The organism is Streptomyces sp. NPDC047043, assembly GCF_040644055.1.
GTDB lineage: Bacteria > Actinomycetota > Actinomycetes > Streptomycetales > Streptomycetaceae > Streptomyces.
Window position 1 is genome coordinate 366,643 of the sequence record NZ_JBEYVO010000002.1, and the last position, 22,246, is coordinate 388,888.

The 22,246-nt window shown below is 71.0% G+C and carries 27 protein-coding genes; 11 read left to right on the forward strand and 16 right to left on the reverse strand.

The features are described from left to right. Positions 1-45: 45 nt before the first annotated feature. The gene (locus tag ABZ880_RS04750) at positions 46-654 is read left to right on the forward strand and encodes a DUF4328 domain-containing protein (RefSeq protein ID WP_361256833.1); all 609 of its coding nucleotides are present in this window, start codon (positions 46-48) and stop codon (positions 652-654) included. Here the strand turns inward: ABZ880_RS04750 and ABZ880_RS04755 are convergent. From ABZ880_RS04755 to ABZ880_RS04765, 3 genes are read right to left on the reverse strand one after another with little or no spacing between them, the layout of a single operon-like run. Beyond that, the gene (locus ABZ880_RS04755) at positions 651-1,364 is read right to left on the reverse strand and encodes a cupin domain-containing protein (RefSeq protein WP_361256836.1); all 714 of its coding nucleotides are present in this window, start codon (positions 1,362-1,364) and stop codon (positions 651-653) included. The genes ABZ880_RS04750 and ABZ880_RS04755 overlap by 4 nt on opposite strands. After that, positions 1,358-2,284 (reverse strand): PmoA family protein, encoded by a 927-nt coding sequence (locus tag ABZ880_RS04760; RefSeq protein WP_361256839.1) that lies wholly within the window; start codon positions 2,282-2,284, stop codon positions 1,358-1,360. The genes ABZ880_RS04755 and ABZ880_RS04760 overlap by 7 nt, the downstream gene beginning before the upstream one ends. Beyond that, positions 2,281-3,465 carry a Gfo/Idh/MocA family oxidoreductase gene (locus ABZ880_RS04765; protein WP_361256842.1) on the reverse strand — a complete coding sequence of 395 codons (1,185 nt, stop codon included), beginning with the start codon at positions 3,463-3,465 and terminating at the stop codon, positions 2,281-2,283. Before ABZ880_RS04765 ends, ABZ880_RS04760 begins: the two co-directional genes overlap by 4 nt. Positions 3,466-3,774: 309 nt before the next feature. On the opposite strand from ABZ880_RS04765, the gene ABZ880_RS04770 reads away from it, so the two are divergent. Further along, entirely contained in the window at positions 3,775-4,650 is an 876-nt protein-coding gene (locus ABZ880_RS04770) for an undecaprenyl-diphosphate phosphatase (RefSeq protein ID WP_361256845.1), read from the forward strand. Here ABZ880_RS04770 and ABZ880_RS04775 read toward each other — a convergent pair. Further along, positions 4,619-5,212: a carboxymuconolactone decarboxylase family protein gene (locus ABZ880_RS04775; protein WP_361256847.1), complete on the reverse strand. Its 594-nt coding sequence runs from the start codon at positions 5,210-5,212 to the stop codon at positions 4,619-4,621. The two genes, ABZ880_RS04770 and ABZ880_RS04775, sit on opposite strands and share 32 nt — an antisense overlap. Positions 5,213-5,385: 173 nt before the next feature. Here ABZ880_RS04775 and ABZ880_RS04780 point away from each other — a divergent pair, with 173 nt between their 5' ends. Next, positions 5,386-5,664: a helix-turn-helix domain-containing protein gene (locus ABZ880_RS04780; protein WP_361257107.1), complete on the forward strand. Its 279-nt coding sequence runs from the start codon at positions 5,386-5,388 to the stop codon at positions 5,662-5,664. A gap of 139 nt (positions 5,665-5,803) precedes the next feature. Continuing rightward, a complete protein-coding gene (locus tag ABZ880_RS04785) occupies positions 5,804-5,983 on the forward strand; it encodes a hypothetical protein (protein WP_361256850.1) in 180 nt (59 codons plus the stop codon). Positions 5,984-5,996: 13 nt separating this feature from the next. Here ABZ880_RS04785 and ABZ880_RS04790 read toward each other — a convergent pair whose 3' ends face one another. Further along, the gene (locus ABZ880_RS04790) at positions 5,997-6,992 is read right to left on the reverse strand and encodes an LLM class flavin-dependent oxidoreductase (RefSeq protein WP_361256853.1); all 996 of its coding nucleotides are present in this window, start codon (positions 6,990-6,992) and stop codon (positions 5,997-5,999) included. Positions 6,993-7,118: 126 nt separating this feature from the next. On the opposite strand from ABZ880_RS04790, the gene ABZ880_RS04795 reads away from it, so the two are divergent. Both ABZ880_RS04795 and lnt read left to right on the forward strand, forming a co-directional pair. Next, entirely contained in the window at positions 7,119-7,604 is a 486-nt protein-coding gene (locus tag ABZ880_RS04795) for a nuclear transport factor 2 family protein (protein ID WP_361256856.1), read from the forward strand. Positions 7,605-7,693: 89 nt separating this feature from the next. Further along, positions 7,694-9,259, forward strand: a complete 1,566-nt coding sequence (gene lnt / locus ABZ880_RS04800) for an apolipoprotein N-acyltransferase (RefSeq protein WP_361256859.1) — start codon at positions 7,694-7,696, stop codon at positions 9,257-9,259. On the opposite strand, the gene ABZ880_RS04805 is transcribed toward lnt, so the two are convergent. Both ABZ880_RS04805 and ABZ880_RS04810 read right to left on the reverse strand, forming a co-directional pair. After that, positions 9,183-10,088, reverse strand: coding sequence for a Gfo/Idh/MocA family oxidoreductase (locus ABZ880_RS04805; protein ID WP_361256862.1), 906 nt, complete (start codon positions 10,086-10,088; stop codon positions 9,183-9,185). The genes lnt and ABZ880_RS04805 overlap by 77 nt on opposite strands. A 13-nt stretch (positions 10,089-10,101) precedes the next feature. After that, entirely contained in the window at positions 10,102-11,289 is a 1,188-nt protein-coding gene (locus ABZ880_RS04810) for an FAD-dependent monooxygenase (RefSeq protein WP_361256865.1), read from the reverse strand. 101 nt (positions 11,290-11,390) lie between these two features. Here ABZ880_RS04810 and ABZ880_RS04815 point away from each other — a divergent pair, with 101 nt between their 5' ends. The 3 genes from ABZ880_RS04815 (at position 11,391) to ABZ880_RS04825 (ending at position 13,160) form a co-directional block, all read left to right on the forward strand. After that, positions 11,391-12,005, forward strand: coding sequence for a TetR/AcrR family transcriptional regulator (locus ABZ880_RS04815; protein ID WP_361256867.1), 615 nt, complete (start codon positions 11,391-11,393; stop codon positions 12,003-12,005). A 42-nt stretch (positions 12,006-12,047) separates the two neighbouring features. Then, on the forward strand, positions 12,048-12,560 hold the full coding sequence (locus ABZ880_RS04820) for a DinB family protein (protein WP_361256870.1): 513 nt from the start codon (positions 12,048-12,050) through the stop codon (positions 12,558-12,560). Positions 12,561-13,031: 471 nt separating this feature from the next. Further along, a complete protein-coding gene (locus ABZ880_RS04825) occupies positions 13,032-13,160 on the forward strand; it encodes a hypothetical protein (RefSeq protein ID WP_361256873.1) in 129 nt (42 codons plus the stop codon). A gap of 36 nt (positions 13,161-13,196) precedes the next feature. On the opposite strand, the gene ABZ880_RS04830 is transcribed toward ABZ880_RS04825, so the two are convergent. The 7 genes from ABZ880_RS04830 to ABZ880_RS04860 form a co-directional block, all read right to left on the reverse strand. Continuing rightward, positions 13,197-13,718, reverse strand: a complete 522-nt coding sequence (locus ABZ880_RS04830; RefSeq protein ID WP_361256876.1) for a hypothetical protein — start codon at positions 13,716-13,718, stop codon at positions 13,197-13,199. Positions 13,719-13,830: 112 nt separating this feature from the next. Then, positions 13,831-14,514 (reverse strand): uracil-DNA glycosylase, encoded by a 684-nt coding sequence (ung, locus tag ABZ880_RS04835; protein ID WP_361256878.1) that lies wholly within the window; start codon positions 14,512-14,514, stop codon positions 13,831-13,833. 89 nt (positions 14,515-14,603) lie between these two features. Beyond that, positions 14,604-16,187 carry an ABC transporter substrate-binding protein gene (locus ABZ880_RS04840; RefSeq protein ID WP_361256881.1) on the reverse strand — a complete coding sequence of 528 codons (1,584 nt, stop codon included), beginning with the start codon at positions 16,185-16,187 and terminating at the stop codon, positions 14,604-14,606. A gap of 201 nt (positions 16,188-16,388) precedes the next feature. Next, complete coding sequence (locus ABZ880_RS04845) at positions 16,389-17,150, reverse strand: SDR family oxidoreductase (RefSeq protein ID WP_361256884.1); 762 nt, start codon at positions 17,148-17,150, stop codon at positions 16,389-16,391. Between the two features lie 14 nt (positions 17,151-17,164). Next, positions 17,165-17,926: a 3-oxoacyl-ACP reductase FabG gene (fabG, locus tag ABZ880_RS04850; protein ID WP_361256886.1), complete on the reverse strand. Its 762-nt coding sequence runs from the start codon at positions 17,924-17,926 to the stop codon at positions 17,165-17,167. A 183-nt stretch (positions 17,927-18,109) separates the two neighbouring features. Further along, complete coding sequence (locus ABZ880_RS04855; protein WP_361256889.1) at positions 18,110-18,559, reverse strand: DUF3037 domain-containing protein; 450 nt, start codon at positions 18,557-18,559, stop codon at positions 18,110-18,112. After that, complete coding sequence (locus tag ABZ880_RS04860) at positions 18,556-19,326, reverse strand: HipA family kinase (protein ID WP_361256892.1); 771 nt, start codon at positions 19,324-19,326, stop codon at positions 18,556-18,558. The genes ABZ880_RS04855 and ABZ880_RS04860 overlap by 4 nt, the downstream gene beginning before the upstream one ends. Before the next feature lie 204 nt (positions 19,327-19,530). Here ABZ880_RS04860 and ABZ880_RS04865 point away from each other — a divergent pair, with 204 nt between their 5' ends. Beyond that, positions 19,531-20,028 (forward strand): Rieske (2Fe-2S) protein, encoded by a 498-nt coding sequence (locus tag ABZ880_RS04865; protein ID WP_361256895.1) that lies wholly within the window; start codon positions 19,531-19,533, stop codon positions 20,026-20,028. On the opposite strand, the gene ABZ880_RS04870 is transcribed toward ABZ880_RS04865, so the two are convergent. Beyond that, a complete protein-coding gene (locus ABZ880_RS04870) occupies positions 20,015-20,671 on the reverse strand; it encodes a cysteine hydrolase (RefSeq protein WP_361256898.1) in 657 nt (218 codons plus the stop codon). The genes ABZ880_RS04865 and ABZ880_RS04870 overlap by 14 nt on opposite strands. 144 nt (positions 20,672-20,815) lie before the next feature. Between ABZ880_RS04870 and ABZ880_RS04875 the strand changes: the two genes are divergently transcribed. Then, the gene (locus ABZ880_RS04875; RefSeq protein ID WP_361256901.1) at positions 20,816-21,283 is read left to right on the forward strand and encodes a pyridoxamine 5'-phosphate oxidase family protein; all 468 of its coding nucleotides are present in this window, start codon (positions 20,816-20,818) and stop codon (positions 21,281-21,283) included. Between the two features lie 10 nt (positions 21,284-21,293). Here ABZ880_RS04875 and ABZ880_RS04880 read toward each other — a convergent pair whose 3' ends face one another. Continuing rightward, positions 21,294-22,196 carry a LysR family transcriptional regulator gene (locus ABZ880_RS04880; protein WP_361256904.1) on the reverse strand — a complete coding sequence of 301 codons (903 nt, stop codon included), beginning with the start codon at positions 22,194-22,196 and terminating at the stop codon, positions 21,294-21,296. Positions 22,197-22,246 lie beyond the last annotated feature (50 nt).

The following is a 22,246-nucleotide window of genomic DNA, read 5'->3' on the forward strand; positions in this document are numbered from 1 at the left end:
TAAACGTCGACGTCGGGCGGGCACAGGCGCCCCTATGCTCCCGCTGTGAACAGTCCCCTCAGCAAGGCGCCACTGCCGCTCGCCCGGTGCACGCAGGCCGTCATACCCGTGGCGGCAGTCGCGGACGTCTTCCGGGCCCTGGCCGTCAGGGCTCACCGCCTGCACCCGACAGACGCGTCGCTCAACAGGTCGGGGTTCGCGTCGATGGTGTTCGTGTACCTGACGACCGCGGCGATCGTGCTCTTCCTGGTGTGGTTCAGCCGCTGCCGGCGCAACGCACAGGTGCTCTCCCCCGGCGCCGTCACGGGATCCGGCGCATGGGCCGTCCTCGCCTGGCTGATCCCGATGGTCAACCTGTGGGTCCCGCGGGGGCTGGTCCTCGAGGTACAGCGCGCGAGCAGCGCCGACACGACAACGACGGGCCGCGACGAGGTCCTGGTCAACGTCTGGTGGGCGGCGTGGGCCGGGCACACCGTGCTCACCGCGGCGTCCCAGCTCGGCGGCGGGACCTCGCTGCCCCTCCTGGTGGTGGCGGAGGTCCTCGAAATCGCCGCGGCGGTCCTCGTGGTGCTCGTGATCCAGCGCATCACCACGCTGCAGAGCAGGGCTCTCGCCGCCGGTTCGCCGGTCGCGCCCCTCACGCCCGCCGCTTAGGGGCCCTGGTACACGTCCAACCGCCCGCACATCCCGAACTTCCCGTACGCCGAAGGCAGTTCGGCCCGTACGACAGCGTCCGCGAGGTGGCCGGCGTCGCCCTTCTCGAGGCGGTCCAGCTGCTCCCCCGTCGCCGCCGCGGCCGCCTCGGCGCCCCGCTGCCAGCGCTCGCGCCACTCGGCGAGACGAGGGCGTACCAGTGCCGCGGCGGCGCGGTGGAAGGCGGCCAGCGGTGCGGGGCCGTCCGCGTCGCGCAGGGCGCGGTAGCCCTCCAGGGCCAGGTCACGGCGGGCCCGGGCGACGCGGGCCTGCTCCTCCTCCGGTGCGTCCGTCGGGATCCTGGTCGCGGCGGTGTACGTCCCGGGGTCGGTCAGGTACTGCGGCGGCAGCGTCAGCACCGCGTCGCCCGCCTCCGGCAGCCCGCTGTTCTGCATCAGCACCGTGATGCGCAGGTCGTCCTCGTTGACCAGCCGGTGGATGGTGCCCGGCGTGAACCAGGCGACTGTGCCGGGTACGAGGGGCGTGACCTCGTACCCGGACGTCGTGAGCGTCTGCACCGCGCCCCGGCCGCCGGTGACGACGTACCCCTCCGAACAGGTCAGGTGCATATGGGGAGTTCCGCCGCAGACGCCGTCGGCGGCGGGCCAGTCGTAGACGGACAGGTGCGAGACGGCCACTCCGCCGGGCAACCCCGTGAAACCGTTCACCACGGATGCGCCTCCAGGTACTTGGCGATCTCCTCCCGCTCCCAGGCCCCGTCCGCCACGACGACGCGGTAGCGGCGGGTGAGCGTGTCGCCGGGGGCGAGTTCCAGTTCGTCGTAGAACGCCCAGGAGGGGGCCACCGCGGCGAACGGCTCGTTGCGCACGAACCAGTGGGCGGGGTGCGTCCCTTGGGAGCCGTCGTGATCGTTCTCGGGGGCGTGCGCGAAGACGAGGGTGGCGTGGCCGTCGGTGCCGTCGTGTTCGCCGGAGTAGGCGAGCCAGGGCGCCTGTTCGCCCATCAGGCCCGGACCCTCGGACTCGGGGCCGATGATCCGGCCGTCGCGGAAGGCACGCGGGCCGCGCCAGAACAGGCCGGTGTAGCCCGCCAGTTCACGCCCCGCGGTGGTCGGACTGCCGAACAGCAGCGGCTCGTCACGGCGGTTGGTGACGGCACTCGTCCAGGTCAGCGCCCAGGAGCCGGACTCCCGGTCGACGTCGTGGATCTCGATCCGGCGCTCCTCGTCGACCCACAGTTCGCCGTTGTACGGATGCCAGGTCAGCCGCTCCGCGATGACGACACGATCGTCACGGACCGCCACCTCGTCGAAGGACACGTGGGCCATCGAGCCGACGCGCTCGGGGAGTTCGAGGTAGCCCTCACCGTGGATGTACGAGTTGCCGCCCCACAGGTTGGCGCCCGACAGATGCGAGGCCGTCAGCTGCAGGCCCTTGTGCCAGCGGTGGTCGTTGGGCCGGTAGTCGGTGACGACGTCGCCGGCCAGGGTGCGCAGGGGGTGGACGTACGGCTTCGGCGACTCCCAGGCCGCCTCCGGGGCGTAGACGTAGCTGAGCAGCTCGACGCCGGTGGACGGTTCGGTGATCGTGATCCGGTCGCCGTGGGCGTGGACGAGGCGCAGGCCGGTCATGCGGAGACCTCCTCGGCGACGACGGGAGCGGGTGCCCAGCCGGGGGTGTTGCCGTGCATGGCCGTGTAGAAGGGATCGCCCAGGCCGATCTCGCCCGCCCTCACCGTCGCGTCCGTGAATGCCGACTTGTACAGCGCGGCGATCAGCTCCAGGCTGGTGCGCCCGTCCGCGCCGCTGCTGCGCGGCCGCTCCCCCGCCCGCATGCTCGCGACCAGCTCCCGCAGCTGCTCCAGGTGCGAGCTCGGTACGTCCGCGCCGAAGTCCTGCCAGGCGGCGACCTCGTCGCCGGACACGTCCGGGGCGGGGGTGATGCGCCAGTTCGCGTTGCTGTGGCCGTAGAGGTGGGTCAGTTCGACGGTGGCGCGCTCGCAGTCGATGCGGATGCGGCTGACCTCGTCGGGGCTCAGGACGCTGTTGACGATCGTCGCCAGGGCGCCGTTCTCGAAGCGGACCAGGGCGGTGGAGACGTCCTCGGTCTCCACGTCGTGCACCAGGCGCCCGGCCATCGCGCGCACCTCGCTCCACGGGCCGAGCAGGTCCAGCAGGAGGTCCATCTGGTGGATGCCGTGTCCCATCGCCGGCCCGCCGCCCTCGGTCGCCCAACGGCCGCGCCAGGGCACGGCGTAGTAGGCGGTGTCGCGGTACCAGGTGGTCTGGCAGTGCGCGACGAGCGGCCGGCCCATGGCCTTCTCGGCGAGCAGACGTCGTACGTGCTTCGAACCCGAGCCGAAGCGGTGCTGGAAGACGATCGAGGCGTACGGGCCGCCGTCCTTGCCCTCCTCGGCCTCCACTGCGTCGTAGTCGGCGAGCGTCGGCACCGGCGGCTTCTCGCACCACACCCACGCCCCGGCACGCAGCGCGGCGATGGTCTGGTCGCGGTGCAGTGTCGGCGGGGTGCAGATGCTCACCAGGTCCGGTTGCTGCTCGCGCAGCATCTGCTCCAGGTCGGTGTACGCGTGCGGGATCCCGGCCGTCCGGCAGAACTCCTCGACCGCGGTGGCATCGATGTCAATCGCGGCGACGACCTCCGTCTCGCCCTCCTCCGCGAGCTTGGCCAGCGCGGACAGGTGCGAGCCCCGCCCGATGGCACCGGTGCCGACGAGCGCCGCCCGGATACGGCGGCCGGTGAGCGGGGCGGAGGGAGGCCGGGACGCCCCTGGGCGGGTCTCGGACGTGGACATGGACCTGATCAGCACTCCTCCGGGGACGACGAGCCGGCGAGGAAGAACAGCAAGCACTCACCCGACAAGCAGGCAACTCACGCAGCAAGCGCTTTCCCCTCCGGTGAAAAGTAAGCTCCGCCCCCGTGGCCGGTCAACACCACAAACGCCGAGGCCGCCGGCCGCCTGCGAAACCCCTGTGCCGGGCCTGTCGTCCGGGGACGCTACGCTGCCGTGTGATCTCCGCGCCCGGCGGCGGCGATCACCGTGCCCGGCGGCGCGGTACGCCCGGCGCCCCTTCCTCCATCAGCACTTGGACTCCGTAACTTCATGTCTTGGTTTGAATCCCTCGTCCTCGGACTCGTCCAGGGGCTGACCGAGTTCCTTCCCGTCTCCTCCAGCGCGCATCTGCGGCTGACCGCGGCCTTCTCCGGCTGGAAGGACCCGGGCGCGGCCTTCACGGCGATCACGCAGATCGGCACGGAGGCAGCCGTGCTCATCTACTTCCGCAAGGACATCGGGCGGATCATCTCGGCGTGGGCGCGTTCGCTGGCGAACAAGGAGATGCGCAAGGACCACGACGCGCAGATGGGCTGGCTGGTGATCGTCGGCTCGATCCCGATCGGTGTGCTGGGGCTGCTGTTCAAGGACCAGATCGAGGGGCCGTTCCGCGATCTGCGGATCACCGCGACCATGCTGATCGTCATAGGCGTGGTCATCGGCATCGCCGACCGGCTGGCGGCACGCGACGAGACCGGCGGCCGCCACCGGGCGCCGAAGCAGCGCAAGACCCTCGAGAACCTGGGCGTGAAGGACGGCCTGATCTTCGGCCTGTGCCAGTCGGCGGCCCTCGTCCCCGGCGTCTCCCGCTCGGGTGCCACCATCAGCGGCGGCCTGTTCATGGGCTACAAGCGCGAGGCCGCGGCCCGCTACTCCTTCCTGCTCGCGATCCCCGCGGTGCTGGCCTCGGGCCTGTTCGAGACCAAGGACGCGCTGGAGAGCGACCATGTCTCATGGGGCCCGACCCTGTTCGCGACGGTGATCGCCTTCGCGACCGGATACGCCGTCATCGCGTGGTTCATGAAGTGGATCTCCCACAAGAGCTTCATGCCGTTCGTCTGGTACCGCATCGCGCTCGGCATCGTGATCATCGCCCTGGTCTCGGCGGGCGCGCTCAGCCCGCACGCGGCGGAGTCGGCGGGCTGACCTGCTCTTCGGGCAGGGCGAGCGCCGAGGGTTCAGGGTCGATCGCCGTGCCGTTCGCCACGTAGGCGATCGTGCGGTACCAGCCGGCGAGGACGAGGAATTCCAGGGCCTCGCGTTCGTCGAGGTGCTGGCGCAGGCCTGACCATGCCTCGTCGGTCAGCCGCGAGCCGGTGTGCAGTTCGTCGACGGCGCGGAGCAGGGCCGTCTGGCGGGACGACCAGGCCGGGTCGTCGGGGGTGCCGGTCGCGGTCAGGGTGATCTGCCGCGGCGTGAGACCGGCCACTTCGGCGTACGCCGCCATGTGCACACCCCACTCGTAGCCGCAGCCGCTCCGGGCACAGACGCGGGCGATCACGAGTTCGCGGTCCGCGTCGGACAGTCGGCCGTGGACGAGGAGGCCCGCGCCCAACGCCCGCATGCGTGAGGCGAGTTCGGGGTGGCGTTCCAGGACCTTGAAGAGCATCAGGGGTTCACGGTCGACGCCCGGAGGCATCCACCGGTGCAACGCGCGGTCGGCTTCCGGGGTGTAGGGCGGCGTGACGCCGTCGATGCGCTGTTTCATGCCCACCGACTCTTGCGCTTCTGAAATCGAAGCGCAAGGGTGAAGGGGGAACATTCATGAGCGACGCACCCCGATGACGCACCGCGGTGCGGATCGAACCGAGAGGAGGCCAGTTGGGATCGGCGCCCACTCCCGGCCGCCCCGTACGCGGATCCACCACCGGCCGTCCCGTCATGGCCGCGCTGGACCTGCTGGGCCGGCGCTGGACGCTGCGCGTGATCTGGGAACTCCATCAGCACGGCGACCCGATCGGCTTCCGGGACCTGCAACGCCGTTGCGACGGCATGTCCTCCAGCGTCCTGTCCACCCGGCTGACCGAGCTGCGCGAGGCGGGCATCACAGCCCCGACCTCCGAGTCGACCTGGCACCTCACACCGCTCGGCGCCGACCTGGTCACTGCGATGCGGCCCCTGCTGGACTGGTCACGGGTGTGGGCCGAGCAACAGAAGTGACGGTGCTTCAACACCGCGCCGCGATGCGGGAGTTAAACCGCCCCGCACAGGACCGCCACGAAAATCCGTGACCAATCACATACGTCCTCAGTAGCCATCCGGTAGCGCACTGTCAGTGCTTGCCCCTAGGCTTGTACACATGTCCCCCGATTCCGTGACCCGTGGTTCCGTGCGCTCTGCTGCCGAGGTGAACGAGCAGATCCGTGCCCTGTGGATGCGCGCGGGCGGTTCCCTCTCGGCTCAGGAGCGCGCGGAGTACGAGCTGTTGGTGGTCGAGTGGGCGGCGGCGATCCGGAGCGACGTCATCGAGGCTGCCTGAAGAAGACCCTCTGCTACGGCAGTTGTGGCGCCGTGGGCAGCATGACGTGCTGCCGGACGAGTTCGTACGACCTCAGTCGGTCGGCCAGCGCATAGACCGGCGTCACCAGCATGAGCTCGTCCGCACCCGTCACGTCCACCAGCTCCCTCAGACGCTTGTCCACGATCTCCGGTGAGCCGTGGGCCTGTTGGGCGCGGAAGCCCGTCAACGCCCGTGCCTCCTCCGGAGTGAACGAGTGGGCGGCCGCCTCCTCGGGCGTCGGGAAGGGAATGTCTCCCCGCCCCTTGAGCAGTCCGGCCTTGACGACGTCCATCGGGCCCGCGAGGTGGACCGCCTCCTCCTGCGTCTCGGCGCACACCGTTTCCACGCAGACCAGCACGCGGGGACGCCCGCACCAGCGGGAGGGCGAGAAATGCTCGCGGTAGTGATCGAGCGCGGCGAGGGTGTTGTCGGGGCGGATGTGGTGGGCGAAGGCGAGGGGCAGCCCGAGTTCCGCGGCGAGCGCCGCACCGGCCGTGCTCGACGCCAGCAGCCACGGCTCCGGCAGCGGGCCCAGCGCGACCTCGTCCACCAGGAAACGCAGCGTCTCCGCCACGTCGTCGCGGTACTCGTCGTCCGTCGCGGGCCCGGCCCCGCGCCGCAGTGCCCGCGCCGTCGGCTCGTCGAAGGTGCCGGGGCCGCGGCCGATGCCGAGGTCGATCCGGTCCGGGTGCAGCGCGGCCAGTGTGCCGAACTGCTCCGCCAGCATGATCGGGGCGTGGTTCGGGGCGAGCACACCCCCGGAGCCGAGACGGATCGACGACGTCGAGGCGGCGGCGTGCGCGGTCAGGACGACCGGCGGAAACGCGCCAATGGCCGGGGAGTGGTGATGCTCGGCGTACCAGAGCCGCAGGTAGCCGAGGTCGTCCAGGCGCCGGGCGAACTCGGCGGTGTCCCGTAGCGTGTCCGCGGCCCGGGCGCCCGCCTGGACCATGGCCACTTCGAGCGCGCTGAGCGGAACGTCGATCATCCGGCCAGTATAGGAAGGGATGTTGGCGGCGAACCTGCCAACTTCCGCGCTCGCGCCCGCCGTTCGCATCGCACGGGTCGCCGCACGCCTCTTGGCCCGGCCCGTCCCATGCCCAACACTGAGCCGATGACACAGCGAGTGGAGCTGGCGACCGTCATGGACCGGCTGGCCGTCGACGAGCTGGTCACCGACTACGCGGTGGCGGTGGACGACGGCGACTGGAGGGCGTACCGGGGGCTGTTCACGCCCGACGGGCGCGCGGACTACCGCTCGGCCGGCGGTATCGAGGGGGCCGCGGGGAAGGTCGCCGAGTGGCTCGCCGAGAGCATGCTGCTGTTCCCGATGCGGCAGCACCTGATCGTCAACCGCCGGGTGCGGTTCGGGCCCCTGGAGCAGGACGTCGGCGACACCGCGCGCGTGCAGGCCGACTACGTCAACCCGATGCGGTTCGCCAAGGACGGCGGAGAATCGGCCGCGCCCGACTTCGTGTGCGGCGGCCGCTACCGCTTCGGCCTGCTGCGCACCCACGACGGCTGGCGGCTGCGCGAGGTGGTCGTACAGGAGAAGTGGCGCCGGCTGCCCGAGCCGCACTCCGCGCCCGCGGGCGGCTGAATCCGGACCTCCTGGCCGAGATGAGCCCCCTGGCCGAGATCACCGGAAGCACGCACACTGGAGCCAGCCGCCGGGTAGGGAGGTGCCGTATGAAGACCTTCGGTCACTGGCTCGCCTCCCCGTGGCGGCGCTCGGCGCTCGCAGCGCTCGCCGGCGCCCTGCCCGTGTTCGCGTTCCCCGCGCCGTCCCTGTGGTGGTTCGCCTACGTCGCCCTGGTCCCCTGGATCGTGCTGGTCCGCTCCGCGCCGACCGGGAAACGCGCCGCGTACGACGGCTGGTGGGGCGGGTTCGGCTACATGGTGGCCGTGCACCACTGGCTGCTGCCGAGCCTGCACGTGTTCATCTTTCTCATCGCCGCGCTGCTGGGCGCCCTGTGGGCCCCGTGGGGCTGGCTCGTGCGCCGCTTCCTGGGCGGGGTGCCCGGGCCGGGGCGGGGTCTGGCCGCCCTCCTCGTGCTGCCGTCGGCCTGGCTGATGGCCGAGCTCGTGCGCTCCTGGCAGGGGCTCGGCGGCCCCTGGGGCATGATCGGGTCGAGCCAGTGGGAGGTGGAGCCCGCGCTGCGGCTCGCCTCGGTCGGCGGGGTGTGGCTGCTCAGCTTCCTGGTGGTGGTCGTCAACGTCTCGGTGGCCGTGCTGGTGTCGGTGCGTGAGTCCCGGGTGCCGGCCGTGGCGGGACTCGTCGCGACCGCCGCGGTCACCTCGGCGGCCTGGGTGTGGTCACCGCTCCCGGACGTCGACGGCCGGACGCGGATCGCCGTCGTACAACCCGGCGTCATGGACGGCGCCGACGCACGCTTCGACCGCGAGGAACAGCTCACCCGCAAGCTCGCCGGACAGGGCGTCGACCTGATCGTCTGGGGCGAGAGCAGCGTCGGCTTCGACCTCGGCGACCGGCCCGACCTCGCCCGGCGGATAGCGGCGCTCTCCCGTGAGACGGGCTCCGACATCCTGGTCAACGTCGACGCCCGCCGCTCCGACAAACCCGGCATCTACAAGAGTTCGGTGCTCGTCGGCCCGGACGGCCTCACCGGCGACCGCTACGACAAGATGCGGCTCGTACCCTTCGGCGAGTACGTCCCCTTCCGCTCCGTGCTCGGCTGGGCGACCTCCGTCGGCAAGGCGGCCGGCGAGGACCGCAGGCGCGGCTCGCAGCAGGTGATCATGAACGTCGGGCACGGCCTGCGCGTCGGCCCGATGGTCTGCTTCGAGTCGGCCTTCCCCGACATGAGCCGTCATCTCGCCCAGGACGGCGCCGATTTGCTGATAGCCCAGTCCGCGACCTCGACGTTCCAGCACAGTTGGGCCCCGGAGCAGCACGCCTCGCTCGCCGCACTGCGCGCTGCCGAGACCGGGCGGCCCATGGTGCATGCGACGTTGACCGGGGTTTCGGCGGTGTATGACGCGAGCGGGCATCGGATCGGCTCGTGGCTCGGTACGGGCGACAGCAGGTCAGTGGTATATGACATTCCACTGGCCCACGGCGTCACCCCGTACGCCCGCCACGGCGACTGGCCGGTGCACGGCGCGCTCCTGATCCTCGCCGTGTGCTGCGCGGTCGAGGGCATACGAGCCGTCCGCCTCAGGCGGCCCGGTCCTGCACCGCACGTACCACCCGCTCGCACAGTTCGTGAGTCGCCAGCGCGTCCCGGGCGCTGAGCACCTTGCCCGCGCGCACCGCGTCGAGGAAGGCCAGCACCGCCTGCTCGATGCCGCGCTGCCGCGCCACCGGCACCCAGTCGCCGCGCCGCCGCACGGTCGGCTGGCCCTTGTGGTCGATCACCTCGGCGAGGTTGAGCACCTGACGCTTGGTGTCCTGCCCGGACACCTCGAGGATCTCCTCGGCCGAACCGCTGAGCCGGTTCATCACACCCAGCGCGGTGAAGCCGTCCCCGGACAGCTGCAGCACGACGTGATGCAGCAGCCCGCCCTCCACGCGCGCGCGTACCGTCACGTCGTCGACCGGCCCCGGCACCAGAAAACGCAGCGTGTCCACGACATGAATGAAGTCGTCGAGGATCATCGTGCGGGGCTCCTCCGGCAGCCCGATCCGGTTCTTCTGCATCAGGATCAGCTCGCGCGGATGGTCCGCGCACTGGGCGTACCCGGGCGCGAAGCGTCGGTTGAAGCCGACGGCCAGGCTGACGTTCCGCTCCTCGGCGAGCGCCACCAGCCGCTCGGAGTCGGCGAGTTCGTAGGCGAGCGGCTTGTCGACGTACGTCGGCACGCCCGCCTCCAGCAGCCGGGTCACGATCTCCGGGTGCACGAAGGTGGGCGCGTGCACGAAGGCGGCGTCGAGGTCCTGGGCGAGCAGGGCGTCGAGATCCGCGTGCCGCTGCTCCCGCGGGACACGGAGGCTGTCGCCGACCCGGGCGAGCGTGGCGGGGGTGCGGGTCTGCAGGTGCAGCTCGATCCCGGGAAGGCCGCCGAGCACCGGAAGGTAGGCCTTCTGCGCGATGTCGCCGAGTCCGATGCAGCCGACCTTCACGGGACGGTCTCCTCTAACGGTTGCCTGCCGGGGTCCTGCCGGAAGCATACGGCTGCTGCGGCGGCCGCCAGTCGGCGATCGAGTCGAAGCTGCGCAGCAGGAGCGCGGGTCCCGCCTTGGACAGTGCGGCAATTGCGGTGTTGCGTACGGCGATGGCGGCGCGGTTGCTCATCAGGTTCATGCGGGCCACCTTCACGGACTGGCGCGCGACGGCGGTCGTACGGGGAAGGCGGGCCGTCGTGTACGCGGCGAGGTCGTCGCGGTGGGCGGCGAGCACGACCGCGTCCTCGATCGCCTGGTTGCCGCCCTGCCCGAGCATCGGCGGCATGGCGTGCGCGGCGTCGCCGAGCAGGGCGACCCGGCCGCGGTGGAAGGCGGGCAGCGGCCGGGCGAGGTGGTGGACGTCGTGGCGCAGGACGTCCTCGGGGCGGGCGGCGGCGAGGACGGCGGGGATCGGGTGGTGCCAGTCGCCGTAGCGGCGCAGCAGTTCGGCCCGCTCGTCGTCGGGCGCGCGCTCGCCGGCCGGCGCGAGGGCGGCGGCGTAGGCGTAGATCCGCCCGTCCTTGAGCGGGTGCGTGCCCCAGATACGGCCCCTCCCCCACGTCTCGTGCGAGGCGAACTCGGCGCCGGGCACCGGGATCACGACCCGCCACGTGGTGAACCCGGAGTAGACGGCCCCGGGGTGCTCCGGGAACAGCGACCGGCGTACGGCGGAGTGGATGCCGTCCGCCGCCACGACGAGGTCGGCCTCCAGCTCGCCGTGGGGCGTGCTCACCCGGGCCGGTCGGTCGGCGTCGCCCGGGTCGGCGAGGGTCGCCGGCGCGGCGGTGCGGACGGTGTCCGGCGGGAGCAGGGCCGCGAGGCTGGTGACGAGGGTCGATCGGTGGAGCAGGACGAGGGGGCCGCCGAAGCGCTCGGCGGCGGCGTCGGCACTGGAGCGGGAGAGCCAGCGCCCGCCGGGGGTGCGCAGACCGCCGTCGCCCTGCCAGGCGGCCAGGTCGCGGATCTCGTCGCCGAGCCCGATGACGTCCAGGGCGCGCAGGGAGTTCGGGGCGAGGGAGATGGCGGCGCCGACCGGCTCCAGGGAGGCCGCGCGCTCCAGGACGGTGACGTGCAGGCCGCGCTGGTGGAGGGCTGCGGCTGCGGTCAGGCCGCCGATTCCGCCGCCGATCACGACGGCTCGGCCGGTGGTATGTGACATAGCACTTCCTCGGGTCCGCTGCACGAATGGATAACTACACCTGTAGTGCCACACGGCCTCCACCGTACTACAGCCGTAGTACACCCGGTAGGTTGACCTCCATGTCGACCTCCACCCCCGCAGACACGCCCCCAGACACCCCCGCCACCTCCCGCCCCGACCTCGTCGCCGACACCGCCCTCGCTCTGCTCGCCGAGCGCGGGATGCGCGGGCTGACGCACCGGGCCGTCGACGAGGCGGCCGCGCTGTCGCAGGGCTCCACCTCGAACGTGGCGCGGACCCGGCAGGCGCTGCTGGAGCTGGCGGTGCGGCGGCTGGCCGAGCGCGAGGCGCGCGTGCTGGCCCTGGACGAGATGCCGGACCCGGCGGCCGGGCTCCCCTCCCTCGTCGACGCGCTGGCCCTCGCCACGCACCGCGCCCTGACCCGCAACCGCGAACTGACCCTCGCCCGCTACGAACTCGCCCTGGAGGCGACCCGCCGCCCCGAGCTGCGCGCCTACTTCGACGCGACCGGCGCCCGCTTCCGCGACCAGCTGGGCGGCATGGTCAGGGCAATGGGCTCGAAGGACCCGGCCCGGCACGTGCTGTCGCTGGTGGCCTGGGCGGACGGGCTGATGTTCTCCTGCGTGGCCGGCTCCTTCAATGCGGAGGTGCCGAGCCTGGACGAAGTACGCGCGGGGCTGCGGGAGTTGCTGCAGGGGATGCTGGGCGGCTGAAATCGCGTGGTGGATCCGGGCGGGGTGGGTCAGGATGCGTGGATGACCATCGAACGCCGTGAACCCGCGACCGACGCCGACGAACGCACCATGCTGGAGGGCTGGCTGGACTACCACCGGCAGACCCTGGCGCTCAAGTGCGAGGGGCTGACCGACGCCCAGCTCAGAACCGCCTCCGTGGAGCCGTCCTCGCTGTCCCTGATGGGGCTGGTGCGGCATCTGGCGGAGTGCGAGCGGGGCTGGTTCCGCAAGGTCCTCGCGAACGAGGACGCGGGCCCGATCTACTTCACCGAGGAGGACCCGGACGGCGAGTTCCACCTCACCGAGGCGGACACCTGGGCGGAGGCGTACGCCACCTGGCAGGCCGAGATCGAGCTCGCCCGGCGCAACGCGGCCCGCTTCGGCCTGGACGACACCTCCGAGGGCAAGAGCCGGCGCACCGGCGAGCAGTTCAACCTGCGCTGGATCTACACCCACATGATCGAGGAGTACGCCCGGCACAACGGCCACGCCGACCTGATCCGCGAGCGCATCGACGGCGCCACGGGCGACTGACGTCAGCCTGCCGCGCCCGCACCCTCCGTACGGGGTGCGAGATCACCCGTGCGGGCCAACCTCCGCCTGTCCGCCGTCCGTCGGCCCACCGGACCCGACATCGTTGCGCGGGTGCATCGAACGACGACCACCGCAACGCTCCTGGTCACCGTGGCCGTCTCGGCCCTCTCCGGCTGTGTGACCGTCCAGCGCCCGCCCGCGCCCGGCCCGCCGACGGCGGCACCGTCCCGGGAATCGGCGCCGCGCCCGGACGGCAGCGCGGAGCCACGGGTCGTGCAGGCGCCGGCCCGTGAGGCACTGGAGATGATCGAACCGTCCGGGCAGGCTCGGTCCGATACACCGGAGCCGCATCGCCCGGCGGCCACTGCGCCTTCGTCCGACCGGCCGGGCCGACCGAGCCGACCGCACGGACCGCGCAGACAGCCAGCGGCGCATCCCTCGCACCCGCATCCGCACGCCAAGATCCCCGAGGTGTCCAGGTCGCTCCCCAAGGGGTCGGTTCCCAAGACCGCGGACGTGTGCGCCCTGGGCAGGCAGTACGGGGGCTGGCGGGCGGACAGCCCGGAGGCGGTCATCTGCGAGCAGACGTACGGGCGTTGATACCGACCTCCGCCCGGCCACCCGAACGCAGCCGTCCTACGGCCGCTGCCGCGGTGGCCCCCACACCCCCTCGCCGGAGGCTCCGTCCTCCCCCAACCGCAGTTCCAGCCGGTGGATGGCCGCCCGCACCCCGTCCCCGTAGGGATCGTCCGCGAGTGCCTGTGCGGCTCCGCGGGCCCGACGCAGATGGGTGCGGGCGGCCCCGCTGCGGCCGAGCTTCACGTAGTCGGCCGCGAGGTTCAGGTGCAGCGAGGGGTACAGGGCGCGTACCGCGAGCGCTCCTTCGTGGGCGGCAAGGCGGTCGTCGGTGAGTTCCTCGGCGGCCGTCAACGCCCTTAGATCCCAGGCCAGTTCGTCCGCGGGGTCGTCCTGGGCGTCGGCCATGTAGTGAGCCAGGGTGCAGCGGTGCAGGGGGTCGCCGTCCTCGCCGATCTCCGACCACAGCTGGAGGAAGCGGTGCCGGGCCTCCTCGCGGTCGCCCGCGTGGTGCAGGATGACGACCTGCCCGATCCGCGTCATCACGGCATCCGGCGCCGCCTGCTCCTGTCCTTTGGCCACCGCGTCCTCCGCCCGCTCGTCGGCTGTGCCCTCGACGCTAGCCGCAGCCGCCCGCAATCCCGGTCAGGCGGCACCGTGCCGGGCCGGCGGGAAACCGGCCCGGGGCGGCCGGTCAGCCCAGGTTCGGGACGGTCCAGTCGATCGGCTCGTGGCCCTGCGCCGCGACCGCCTCGTTGATCTGCGTGAACGGGCGGGAGCCGAAGAACTTCTTCGCGGACAGCGGTGAGGGATGCGCGCCCTTGACCACGACGTGCCGGGTCTCGTCGATCAGCGGGAGCTTCTTCTGGGCGTAGTTGCCCCACAGTACGAAGACCGCCGGGTCGGGGCGGTCGGCCACCGCGCGGATCACCGCGTCGGTGAACTTCTCCCAGCCCTTGCCCTTGTGCGAGTTGGCCTCGCCGGAGCGGACCGTGAGCACCGCGTTGAGCAGCAGGACGCCCTGCTGGGCCCAGGGCAGCAGATAGCCGTTGTCCGGGATGGGGGTGCCCAGCTCCTCGTGCATCTCCTTGTAGATGTTGCGCAGGGACGGGGGGATCTTGACGCCCGGGCGGACGGAGAAGCACAGACCATGGCCCTGGCCCTCGCCGTGGTACGGGTCCTGGCCGAGGATCAGGACCTTCACCTTGTCGTACGCCGTTGCGTCCAGGGCGGCGAAGACCTCCTCGCGCGGAGGGTAGACGGGACCGGCCGCCCGCTCCTCCTCGACGAACTCCGTCAGCTCCTTGAAGTAGGGCTGCTGCAGTTCGTCGCCCAGAACCCCGCGCCAGGACTCGGGCAGCATGGCGGTGTCGGTCACGTCAACGTCCTTATGTCGTGCGGTCGCTTCAGGTCTCAGAACCTACAGGCGACCACTGACAACGGCCCCGACTCCCCGAACTCCGCCGCCTACCAGCTGGTCTTGCGGTACAGCTCCCACATCATCATGATCGTCGACGGGTCGAGCGCCCGCTCCGCGCCGGAGATCTCGTCGCTGGCGGCCACGAACTGCTTGCCCTGCCACAGCGGCAGCAGCCGCGCGTCCCTCACGAGGATCTGCTGGGCCTCCTCGAAGTCCGAGACCACATTGGCGCGGTCGCTCTCGCTGCGGGAGCGCGGCAGCAGCACGCCGGTGATCTCGGGCGCCGGGTACGGCGTGCCGAGCGCGTTCTGGTTGCCGACGAACGGCGCGATGAAGTTGTCGGGGTCCGGGAAGTCCGGGAACCAGCCGCGTCCGAACACCGGGTACTCGCCGTCCTGGTAGCCCTTCACATACGTCTTCCAGGGGCGGCTCTTGAGGGTGATCGTGAAGAGGCCGGAGTCCTCCAGCTGGCGCTTGATCTCCGCGAACTCGATCTTGGTGGAGGAGCCGTAGCGGTCGGTGGTGTACCAGAGGGTGAGCGGGACGCGCTGGGTGATGCCGGCCTCGGTGAGGATCTTGCGGGCCTTGGAGGTGCTGGGGCTGCCGAAGTCGTCGAAGAAGTCGGTGGTGTGCCCGGTCAGTCCCTTCGGGACCATGGAGTACAGCGGCTCGACGGTGTCCTTGTAGACCTTGTGCGCGATCGCGCCGCGGTCGATGACCTGGGCGATGGCCTTGCGGACGGCGGCCTTGCCGGCCCAGGAGTCCTTCGGGTTGAACACCAGGTAGTTGATCTCGATGCCGGAGCCCTCGACGAGTTGGAGGTTGCCGCCCGCGTCGTGCTTCTGGAGGTCGACGATGTCGTCGGCGTTGAGGCCGCGGAAGGCGACGTCGAGCTTCTTGGCCTTCAGAGCCGTGACCATGGTGGACGAGTCCTGGAAGTAGCGGATCGTCACTGCGCTGTTCTTGCGGTCGGCGTAGCCCTGGTAGTTGCCGTTCTTGACGAGCACGGCCTCCTTGCCTTCGGTGTACGAGTCGAGGGTGTACGGCCCGGAGCCGTCGACCTCGGAGTCCTTGCGCAGGGAGTTCGCCGGGTACTCCGCGGGGTCGACGATGGACATCGCGGGCGTCGCGAGGACGAACGGGAAGGTGGCGTCCGGCTTGTTGAGATGGAAGACGACTTCCTTGTCACCGAGTGCCTGGACCCGGTCGAGGCTGCCGAGCAGGCCTGCGGGGCCGCCGTTGAGATTGATTTTCCTGATGCGGTCGATCGAGTACTTGACCGCCTTGGCGTCCAGTGTGTGCCCGTCGGAGAACTTCAGGCCGGAGCGCAGTTCGCATCTGTACGTTCTGTTCGAACTGTCGGTGAAGCGGCAGTTGTCGGCCGCGTCGGGCTGCGGAGTGGTCGCGCCGGAGGGGTAACTGAGGAGCGTCTGGTAAATGTTGCGGAACAGTTCCCAGGACTGGTCCCAGGACGCGGCCGGATCCAGTGTGCTGGGGGCACTGGTCGTCCCGACGGTGATCGCCCCTTCGTCGTCGGAGGAGTCCGACGAGAGCACGCCGCATCCGGCCACCAGGGACGATATGGACGCGATGGCCGCCACCTGCCGCAGGCGTCGCTTCCGGTTGAACACGCGCTCGCTCCTCGATCTGCCGTACCAAGGGTCGGCAGACCATACCGCAGCATTCCGCCAACTCCACCTGCTTCGGCACGGCGTTCTTGATCAGCGCGTTCATGACGACGTTGTCAGAGGAATGTGATGTTCCTGTACGTGGACACGGGTGCCGCTTGTGTCCAGCGGCACCCGTGTCATGGGCATGTACAGCCCGGTGCGTCAGCCGACGCCGGCGTTCAGGAAGATCCCGCCGTCGACGACGAGCGTCTGGCCGGTGACCCAGGCGGACTGCTCGGAGGTGAGGAACGCGGTGGCGCCGCCGATGTCGGAGGGCACGCCGAGCCGGGCGAGCGGGTAGGCGGCGGCCGCCTCCTCCTCCCGTCCCTCGTACAGGGCCTTGGCGAACTGGGTCTTCACCACGGCCGGTGCGATCGCGTTGACCCGCACCTTGGGCGCGAACTCGTGCGCAAGCTGCTGGGTCAGGTTGATCATCGCGGCCTTGCTGACGCCGTACGCGGCGATGAAGGGCGAGGGCGCGATGCCCGCGACGGAGGCGATGTTGACGATGGTGCCGCCGTTGTCCTTCTGCCAGGCGTGCCAGGTCTTCTGGGCGAAGCCGAGCGCGGAGATCACGTTGGTCTCGAAGACCTTGCGGGCCACGTTCAGGTCGAGGTCGGCGATCGGGCCGAACACCGGGTTGGTGCCGGCGTTGTTGACCAGGTGGTCGACGCGGCCGAAGGCCTCCATGGCGCGCTCGACGACCTCGGTCTGGTGGTCCAGGTCGTGCGCCTTGCCGGCGACGCCGATGACGCGCTCGGCGCCGAGCTTCTCGACGGCCTCCTTGAGGGCGTCCTCGCCTCGGCCGGTGATGACCACACGGTCGCCGCGGGCGATCAGCGCCTCGGCGACGCCGTAGCCGATGCCGCGGCTGGCGCCCGTGACGATGGCGACCTTGCCGGAGAGTGCGGGCAGTTCAGTCATGAGTGGATGATCTCCTAGTCGAGCGGTCCGCCGGCGACGTACAGCACCTGGCCGGAGACGAACCCGGCCGCCTCGCCCGTGAAGAAGGCGATGGCGTTGGCGATGTCGTCCGGCTCGCCGACGCGGGCGACGGGGATCTGGGTGGCGGCCGCGGCCTTGAAGTCCTCGAAGCCCATGCCCACGCGCGCGGCGGTGGCGGCGGTCATGTCGGTGGCGATGAAGCCCGGGGCGACGGCGTTGGCGGTGATGCCGAACTTGCCGAGCTCCTTGGCGAGGGTCTTGGTGAAGCCCTGCAGACCGGCCTTGGCGGCCGAGTAGTTGACCTGGCCGCGGTTGCCGAGCGCCGAGGAGGAGGACAGGTTGACGATGCGGCCGAAGCCGGCGTCGACCATGTGCTTCTGGACGGCCTTGGACATCAGGAAGGCGCCGCGCAGATGGACGTTCATGACGGTGTCCCAGTCGGAGACGCTCATCTTGAACAGCAGGTTGTCGCGCAGCACGCCCGCGTTGTTGACCAGGATCGTCGGCGCGCCCAGCTCCTCGGCGACGCGCGCGATCGCGGCCTCGACCTGCGCCTCGTCGGAGACGTCGGCACCGACCGCGAGGGCCTTGCCGCCGGCCGCGGTGATCTTCTCCACGGTCTCCTTGCAGGCGGCCTCGTCGAGGTCGATCACGGCTACCGCGCGACCCTCGGCCGCCAGTCGTACGGCGGTGGCGGCACCGATGCCGCGCGCTCCGCCGGTGACCACGGCGACCCGCTGCTCAGTGGTGGACATTGCTGCTTCTCCTCGCCCTCGAGAAAGTACGCCCGCTTTGAAGGTACGTCCGTGCGACGTCTTGGAAAGCCGTCCGTCCGGTGTTGCGTCCGCCAGGTGAGCGACCGCTTAGTACCTTCGGCACACGTGACGCTAGAAGGCCTGGCACTCGGTGTCAACGGCACACGGCGCGGGTGTGATCCATTACCTCACCAGCAGGTCGAGCAACCGCTCCGTCTCGGCCGCCGGATCGGCGGTGAGGCCGGTGTGCACCGGTCCGGGCCGGACGACCGTGGAGCGGGGCGCGATCAGCCACCGGAAGCGCCGCCCGGCGTCGTCGCCCGCGGCCTGCCCCGCCGCGTCTCCTCCGCCGCAGACGCGCTCCACGGCCCCGAGGGCGGCCCGGATGCCGGCCACGTCCGCGTCCGGGTCGAGGGCCAGCAGCCGCGCCTCGTCGAGGTGGGTGCGGGCGCCGACGTAGGCCTTGGCGCGGCAGTAGACCAGGACACCGGCGTTGATGCACTCGCCGCGCTCCACGCGCGGCACGACGCGCAGGAGGGCGTACTCGTAGACGTCCCGTTCGTTCGCCTCGCTGCCCTTGATGATGTGGCGTTCGACCACACTGCCGGCCATGTGGATGTGGCGCTCGCTCACTTGCCCTCCTCGGCGGCGATTCCGGTGATGCGCTCGTGGACGACGGCGCCCCGGGCCAGCAGCGGCCGTGCGTAGGCCCGCCGCAGGTCGTCCGGGGTGTCGAAGCCGGGTTCGTCGGCCAGCCAGGAGTCCGGGATCTCGGCGGTGACCTCGGCGAGGAGGTCCTCGGTGACACGGGGGGCCAACTCGGCGGCGGCGCCCGCGAGATCGGGGGCGAAACGGGCCAGCGCGTGGTCGGAGGCGTCGTAGGGACGGGCCGCCGAGGCCTCGGCGCCGGGCCAGTTGTGGTGCCAGATCATGGTGGCGCCGTGGTCGATGAGCCACAGGTCGCCGCGGTGCATCAGCAGGTTGGGGTTGCGCCAGGAGCGGTCGACGTTGTTGACCAGTGCGTCGAACCAGAGGATGTGCCCGGCCTCCTCGGGGCCGACCGCGAAGGCGAGCGGGTCGAAGCCGAGGGCGCCGGAGAGGAAGTCCATGCCGAGGTTGGTGCCGCCGCTGGACCGCAGGAGCTCCTGGACCTGCTGCTCGGGTTCGCCGAGCCCCAGCACCGGGTCCAGGTCGATCGTCACCAGCCGGGGCACCCGGAAGCCGAGCCGGCGGGCGAGTTCCCCGCAGACGACCTCGGCGACCAGCGTCTTGCGGCCCTGTCCCGCGCCGGTGAACTTCATGACGTACGTCCCGAAATCGTCTGCTTCGACGAGTCCAGGCAGCGAGCCGCCCTCACGCAGGGGCGTGATGTAGCGGGTCGCGATGACTTCCTTGAGCATCGCCCCAGGTTACTGGGGTGTTGGCGGGTGCAGGCGGCGCCCCGGGGGCAGCGGTGCGCCGATACCGACAGCAAAGCGACAGCGTGCCTTTACCCACCTCTCGGCTTGAGCGAGTCAAGATCTCGACACCGTCTGAACAACGGGCGACCGGCGCCCGTACCCGTGTACAGATCTGCGAAACATGCCATGGAAGGGAACGTCAGCATGACCAGCGAATCGCTTCAGCCCACCGGGGCACCGGCCCGCCGTACCGTCGTGACGGCGGTCGGCGCGGCGGGTCTCGCCGTCGCGCTGACCGCGTGCGGATCGTCGGACGACTCCTCCTCCGGCTCGTCCTCCGACACCCAGGCCGGCGCGGACGCGAGCGGCGGTGACTCCGGCGCGAGCAGCAGCGCCTCGTCCGGCTCGGGCGGCGGCACCGCCCTCGCCAAGACCGCCGACATCCCGGAGGGCGGCGGCAAGATCTTCAAGGACCAGGGCGTGGTGGTCACCCAGCCGAAGGCGGGCACCTACAAGGCGTTCTCGTCGAAGTGCACGCACCAGGGCTGTGCGGTGAGCGAGATCTCCAACGGCGTCATCGTCTGTCCGTGCCACAAGAGCGAGTTCTCGGTGGAGGACGGCAGCGTGAAGAAGGGTCCCGCGACCCAGGCGCTGCCCGCCGAGCAGATCACCGTGAGCGGGGACTCGATCACCCTGGCGTGACGCCCGTACGCCGAGGCCGCTTGAAGCAGCCCAGCACCTCGTCCGTGGTCGCGACCGTGGCGACCAATGCGAGGGTGTGGCGGATCATCGCGGGGGTGTAGTCGGCGGGCACCCCCGCGATGGCGTCGCTCGGGACGACGGCGGTGTAGCCGCGGTTGACCGCGTCGAAGACGGTGTTCGGGACCGCCACGTTGGCCGAGACCCCGGTCACGATCAGTGTGCGGCAGCCGAGGTTGCGCAACAGGGCGTCGACGTCGGTGCCCTGGATCGGGGACAGCCCGTGCAGGCGTCGTACGACGAAGTCCTCCTCGGCGACCTCGATCGGGGCCGCCACGCGGACCGCCGTGGTGCCGGACAGCTGCTGGACGGGCAGCCGTTCGGCGGCGCGGAAGAGGCGGGCGTTGCGGTTGGCGCCGCGGCCGTCCGGACGGCGTTCGGCGATGGCGTGGACGACCTGGATTCCGGTCTCGTGCGCGGCGGCCACCAGCCGGGCGATGTTGGCGAGGGCCCCCGAGGAGCGTGCCGCGCGGGCGAGTTCGGGCAGCGCGCCGTCCGGGCCGACGACCCCCTGCTGGCACTCGACGGTGAGCAGCACGGTGGTCGCCGGGTCGAGGAGCTCGCTGAGCTGTTCGTACGACGGCACGGTTCCCCCTCGTCGGCGGTGGTCCGGAGCGGGCGAGAGTAGCCACCATTGCGCGAGGACGGAAGACGACCCATTCTTTTCTGACGTGATGTCAGAGGATCACGGGAGTTCCTCTGACACGACGTGAGAGAAAGAGGGGGCCGCATGACCGTCACTCAACGCCGGGGCCGGAAGATCATGATGACACCCGGTGAGCTGGACGAGTTCCTCGCCACCCAGCGCACCTGCCGGGTGGCCACCGTGTCCGCGGGCGGCGCGCCGCACGTCAGCACGCTGTGGTTCGCCTGGGACGGCACGTCGATGTGGCTGTACTCCGTCGTGCGCAGCAAGCGCTGGACCGATCTGCGCCGCGATCCGCGGGTCGCGATCGTGGTCGACACCGGCGAGGAGTACGACGAGCTGCGCGGCGTCGAGCTGTCCGGAGCCGTGGAGTTCGTGGGCGAGTTCCCGCGCACCGGGGAGCTGTGCGCCGAACTCGACGTCCCGGAGACCCTGTTCGCCCGCAAGAACTTCAACCTGGAGGAGATGCCGCACGACGGCCGGCACGCCTGGGTGCGGCTGACGCCGGACAAGATCGTGTCCTGGGACTTCCGCAAACTCGGGCCCGCATAGGCCTGTTGGGTCAGCCGATCTTCCGCCCCGCGTCCTGGAGTGCCTCCACCGCCGCCCGGATCGACGGGCGGCGGTCGGCGTCCGTGCGCCAGACGGCATAGATCTGGCGCTGCACGGACTGCCGCACCGGTACGGTCCGTACACCCTCCGGCACCGGCCCGCGCCCGAGCCGCGGTGCCACGCAGACGCCCAACCCGGCGCCGACCAGGGCGAGTTGGGTGGGGTGTTCCTCGGCGCGGTGGGCGACGCGCGGTTCGATGCCCTTGGAGCGCAGGGTGTGGATCAGCCACTCGTGGCAGAACTCGTTCTCGCCCCAGGTGATCCAGTCGTCGTCGGCGAAGTCCTCGAGGTCCACCTCTTCCCGGTCCGCGAGGCGGTGCGCCGCGGGCATCGCCACATCCGCCGTGTCGTCGAGGATGACGGCCTTGACGAGCCCGTCGGGCATCGGCAGCGGCCGGTTGTACCAGTCGAGGACCACGGCGAGGTCGAAGTCGCCGCGGACCACGGCGAGGACGGCGGGCTCGGGCTCCGTCTCCCGCGAGGTGACACGCAGCCCCGGATGCGCCGAGCGCAGCGCCGACAGCGCGGCCGGGAACAGTCCGCGCGCCGCCGTCGGGAACGCCGCCAGTCTGAGCTCGCCGACCACCTGACCCCGATGCGCCTCCAGGTCGGACTGGGCGAGCGCGACCTGCGACAGGATGCGCGCCGCGTGCTCGGCCAGCAGCCGGCCGGCGTCCGTGAGGCGCACACCCCGCCCGTTCTTGGCGAGCAGCTGCTGGCCGACCTCGCGCTCCAGCTTGGACATCTGCTGCGATACGGCCGACGTCGTGACATGCAGCCCCTCGGCCGCGCCGCTCACCGAGCCGTGCCGGGCGAGGGCGTCGAGGGTGCGCAGGCGCTCCAGGTTCAACATGTAAGCAATACTACGAGGTACCGGGTGCAAAAACTCGATTGTGCTACGAG